This is a genomic window from Pseudoalteromonas sp. APC 3495, assembly GCF_030407645.1.
GTDB classification, from domain to species: domain Bacteria; phylum Pseudomonadota; class Gammaproteobacteria; order Enterobacterales; family Alteromonadaceae; genus Pseudoalteromonas; species Pseudoalteromonas tetraodonis.
In genome coordinates, this window is sequence record NZ_JASDDA010000085.1 from 1 (window position 1) to 4,736 (window position 4,736).

5 protein-coding genes are annotated in these 4,736 nt (G+C 41.3%); 4 read left to right on the forward strand and 1 reads right to left on the reverse strand.

What is annotated here, in order from left to right; all coding sequences use genetic code 11:
• Positions 1 to 359: 359 nt before the first annotated feature.
• The 4 genes from coxB to QL984_RS18230 are packed head-to-tail and all read left to right on the forward strand — an operon-like array spanning position 360 to position 4,535.
• The gene (coxB, locus tag QL984_RS18215) at positions 360 to 1,502 is read left to right on the forward strand and encodes a cytochrome c oxidase subunit II (protein WP_013466140.1); all 1,143 of its coding nucleotides are present in this window, start codon (positions 360 to 362) and stop codon (positions 1,500 to 1,502) included.
• Positions 1,502 to 3,094, forward strand: coding sequence for a cytochrome c oxidase subunit I (gene ctaD / locus QL984_RS18220; protein WP_028834828.1), 1,593 nt, complete (start codon positions 1,502 to 1,504; stop codon positions 3,092 to 3,094). Before coxB ends, ctaD begins: the two co-directional genes overlap by 1 nt.
• Positions 3,094 to 3,624 (forward strand): cytochrome c oxidase assembly protein, encoded by a 531-nt coding sequence (locus tag QL984_RS18225; RefSeq protein ID WP_013466139.1) that lies wholly within the window; start codon positions 3,094 to 3,096, stop codon positions 3,622 to 3,624. Before ctaD ends, QL984_RS18225 begins: the two co-directional genes overlap by 1 nt.
• Positions 3,625 to 3,659: 35 nt before the next feature.
• Positions 3,660 to 4,535: a cytochrome c oxidase subunit 3 gene (locus QL984_RS18230; protein WP_028834829.1), complete on the forward strand. Its 876-nt coding sequence runs from the start codon at positions 3,660 to 3,662 to the stop codon at positions 4,533 to 4,535.
• On the opposite strand, the gene QL984_RS18495 is transcribed toward QL984_RS18230, so the two are convergent.
• Positions 4,438 to 4,731, reverse strand: a complete 294-nt coding sequence (locus QL984_RS18495) for a DUF2909 domain-containing protein (protein ID WP_356947853.1) — start codon at positions 4,729 to 4,731, stop codon at positions 4,438 to 4,440. The two genes, QL984_RS18230 and QL984_RS18495, sit on opposite strands and share 98 nt — an antisense overlap.
• Between the last annotated feature and the right edge of the window lie 5 nt (positions 4,732 to 4,736).

Below are 4,736 nucleotides of genomic sequence, written 5' to 3' on the forward strand. Positions count from 1 at the left end.
ATAAATAAACAAATTTACTCTGCTTTTTTAAGTTAACAATTTTTTATATTTCTATCCTGTAATTTCAATACACCCCTTACTAAACCTGACTCTTAGATTAATTGCCTGACTAGTTGCTATTTTTTTAGCTGCGCATTTTAAAAAATACACCTTGTTTATTTTTCATACTCACCTTGCTTATTGTTTATTTTTTAACTAGTTATTAAAGAGCTGGAATAAAAATAACTCACAGCTTAGTCGTTTTGAGAACACACATTTACTAAATCCAGCACCCTTATAAAAAATAAAAATAACGAATAGGCGTTTAAGCCGTATGCCTCTTCGCTTTGCGTCAGCAATAGCATCAAAGGAGCCGTCACATGGGTAAGCTGAGTTCTTCCTTGTGGCTTATATTGTTTGTTTTTTCGCAGAATGTGCTTGCTAATAGCCAATATAATATGCGTAAAGGCGTAACCGATATAAGTAATAATGTATACCAACTGCACATGACTATTTTTTTAATATGTTGTGTGATTGGGGTGATCGTGTTTGCCATTATGTTTTGGGCACTCATTCATCATCGCAAATCTAAAGGGGCTGTCCCTGCCCAATTCCATGAAAGCACCAAAGTAGAAATACTGTGGACTGCGATCCCTTTTGTCATATTAATTGTTATGGCCATTCCTGCGACTAAAACCTTAATTGCCATGGAGGATGCCAGCAAAGCTGATCTCACCATTAAAATTACAGGCTCACAGTGGAAGTGGCATTACGAGTATATGGGGGAGGACGTTGAGTTTTATTCCATGCTAGCTACACCTCAAAATGAAATAACCAACCTTGCTGATAAAAACCCGAATTATTTACTCGAGGTCGATAAACCGCTGGTACTACCAATTAATCAAAAAGTACGTTTTTTAATGACTTCAGATGATGTTATTCACTCATGGTGGGTGCCTGACTTTGCCGTTAAAAAAGATGCAAACCCTGGGTTTATTAATGAAACATGGACCAATATTAATGAGGTTGGTACTTACCGTGGGCAGTGTGCAGAGCTTTGCGGTAAAGATCATGGTTTTATGCCTGTTGTGGTAGAAGCTAAAACAGAAGAAGACTTCAAAACGTGGTTAGCAGAGGCTAAACAAGCCAAGCAAAAAGCAGCTGCAGCAGACGCTGCGTTATTAGACCAAGTTGTACCAAAAGAAGAGCTGATGGCGCTTGGTGAGCAGGTTTATATGGCGAGCTGCGCGGCGTGCCATCAGCCAACAGGATTAGGCTTGCCGGGTGTTTTTCCGGCTCTTAAAGGCAGCCCAATAGTCATAGGTGATATCAAAGGGCATATAGATATTTTGCTCCACGGTAAACCAGGTACGGCTATGCAGTCTTTCGCAAAGCAATTATCAATCAAGCAAATAGCAGCTGTTATTACCTATAAACGCAACGCGTGGGGTAATGACACTGGTGATGTAATTCAACCGAGCGAGATACAAGCGGCACTGGATGCTGATGGGGAGGCTAAATAATGAGTAGCATTGCAGAACAACCTAATACCAATGAGGCTCATCATGCCCATCAACCTGCCACAGGCTTTAAGCGCTGGTTATTTACAACCAACCATAAAGATATAGGTAGCTTATATTTAATTTTTTCACTCACCATGTTTTTAATTGGTGGGGCAATGGCGATGGTTATTCGAGCTGAGTTATTTCAGCCGGGCCTACAACTGGTTGATCCTCACTTTTTTAATCAAATGACCACAGTGCATGGTTTAATAATGGTGTTTGGTGCGGTTATGCCAGCCTTTACCGGCTTGGCAAACTGGATGATCCCGCTAATGATTGGTGCGCCAGATATGGCCTTACCGAGAATGAATAACTGGAGCTTTTGGATTTTACCGTTTGCGTTTTTAATCCTATTAGCTTCATTATTTATGCCTGGTGGTGGCCCTGCATTTGGTTGGACCTTTTACGCGCCGCTTTCCACCACTTATAGTAACGACAACACAGCAATGTTTGTATTTGCTGTGCATATTATGGGTATTAGTTCGATTATGGGGGCCATTAATGTGGTGGTCACCATAGTAAATATGCGTGCTCCGGGTATGACGTGGATGAAGCTGCCGTTATTTGTGTGGACATGGTTGATCACGGCGTTTTTACTTATTGCAGTTATGCCGGTACTTGCTGGTGCAGTTACTATGGTGCTCACCGATAAATACTTCGCGACCAGTTTCTTTGATGCCGCTGGTGGTGGCGATCCGGTGATGTTCCAACATATTTTTTGGTTTTTTGGTCACCCTGAAGTTTATATTATGATTTTGCCTGCCTTTGGCATTATTTCTACGATTGTTCCCACCTTTTCACGTAAAAAACTATTTGGTTATGCCTCTATGGTGTATGCCACCTCCTCCATTGCCTTGTTGAGCTTTATTGTGTGGGCGCATCATATGTTTACCACTGGTATGCCCGTGGCGGGTGAGTTGTTTTTTATGTACGCGACTATGCTGATATCGGTACCTACCGGCGTAAAAGTATTTAACTGGGTAGCGACTATGTGGCGCGGGTCTATTAGCTTTGAAGTGCCAATGCTGTTTAGTATCGCATTTATTGTGTTGTTTACTTTAGGTGGTTTTTCGGGGTTGATGCTAGCGATTACACCTGCCGATTTCCAATATCATGATACCTATTTTGTGGTTGCACACTTTCATTATGTACTCGTAACGGGCGCGGTGTTTTCTATTATGGCGGGGGCTTATTATTGGCTGCCAAAATGGACCGGAAACATGTTCAATATTACCTTAGCAAAATGGCATTTTTGGTTGTCGTTAATAAGTGTAAATGTGCTGTTTTTCCCAATGCATTTTGTGGGGTTAGCCGGTATGCCACGCCGTATTCCAGATTATGCGCTACAGTTTGCTGATTTTAACGCCATTATTAGTATAGGTGGGTTTGCCTTTGGTTTATCGCAATTATTATTTGTGGTGGTTGTGTATAAATGTGCAAAAGGGGGCGACAAAGTGCCTGCAAAAGTTTGGGATGGAGCTGAGGGGCTTGAATGGGAAGTTGATTCACCTGCGCCTTATCATACGTTCTCAACGCCGCCGGACATTAAATAATGACTCACTTGCCGTTATTAAAAAAGCTGGTGGTGATTTGCATTGCAATGTTTGCATTTGCATTTGCCATGGTCCCTTTGTATGACGTGTTTTGCGATATAACGGGGCTTAATGGTAAGCCCTCGTTAGAGCAGGCACAGCAAAGTACCTTGGTCACTGAAAATAGAGAAGTCAGCGTTAGTTTCACTACGCATGCGCAAAGTGGTGCGCCTTTTGAAGTTAAATCTAAAGAGTACAGTGTAGATGTAAAGCCTGGGGCTATGCGTGAAGTTAAGTTTAGCGCTAAAAATAACAGTAATGAAGATAAAGTAATGCAGGCTATACCGTCGGTAGCACCAGGAAAAGCGGCCAAGTATTTACACAAAATAGCGTGTTTTTGCTTTGATCAGCAACCGTTAAAGGCAGGTGAAGAGCTGGAGTTTACATTATTGTTTTATGTAGATACTGAATTACCCAGTGATGTAGAAGAGTTAACCCTGTCTTATACCGTATTTGATATTAGCGAGCGGCTAGTAGCCAGTAATAACTAGCTTATAAAACTAGTGAAAAACTAGGAGCAAATAAAATGAATCAAAAATATGAACATTATTATGTACCAGAGCAAAGTCCATGGCCAATAGTTGGGGCAGTTGCGTTATTTTTTATTGCGGTAGGCGCAGCCTTAACCGTAATGGATATGGGCAAAGAGGGTGGTAATGGCGTTTACTTGTTATACGTAGGTATAGCTGTACTCCTTTACATGCTGTTTAGCTGGTTTAAAAATGTCATACACGAGTCTGATCAAGGGCTTTATTCTGCACAAATGGACCGTTCTTTTAGGCAAGGTATGAGCTGGTTTATTTTTTCAGAAGTGATGTTCTTCATGGCATTTTTTGGGGCGCTTTTTTATGCTCGCATGTTTTCTGTGCCTTGGCTTGGAGGTGCGGATAACAACGCCATGACAAATGAAGTATTGTGGCCGACGTTTGAAGCCATGTGGCCATTGCTAAATACCCCAGGAGGCACTTCGACCCAAGCGATGGGCTGGCAAGGGTTGCCGCTTATCAACACCCTTATTTTGCTGGCCTCGTCGGTAACTTTACATTTTGCCCATGTGGCGATGGAAAATAATAAACGTACCCCACTCAAAGTATGCTTGGGAGCGACCATTTTACTCGGAGTGTGCTTTTTAGGGCTGCAGGTAGAAGAGTATATATATGCTTATAACGATCTTAACTTAACCCTTGATGCGGGCATTTATGGCAATACCTTCTTTTTGTTAACCGGCTTTCACGGCATGCACGTCACCTTAGGAACAATTATTTTATTGGTGGTGTTTTTACGCATTATGAAAGGACATTTCACTAAAGATAAGCACTTTGCCTTTCAAGCTGCAGCTTGGTACTGGCATTTTGTTGATGTTGTTTGGCTGTGTTTGTTTGTATTTGTGTATGTGCTTTAGTGATTAAGGGAGACTGATTTGCCTTAATAAAACCAAGTTTTAGTGCGGCAATCACCATCACTAATACCACAACAGAAAATAACACCCGACGCCCTAAAAAGTGAGACATAGGGCGTCCATTGGTTTTCCCTGACACCATAATTAATAAAGCACGAAATAAATTAAATAATATAAATAATAACAGTAGAACAATAATAAGTT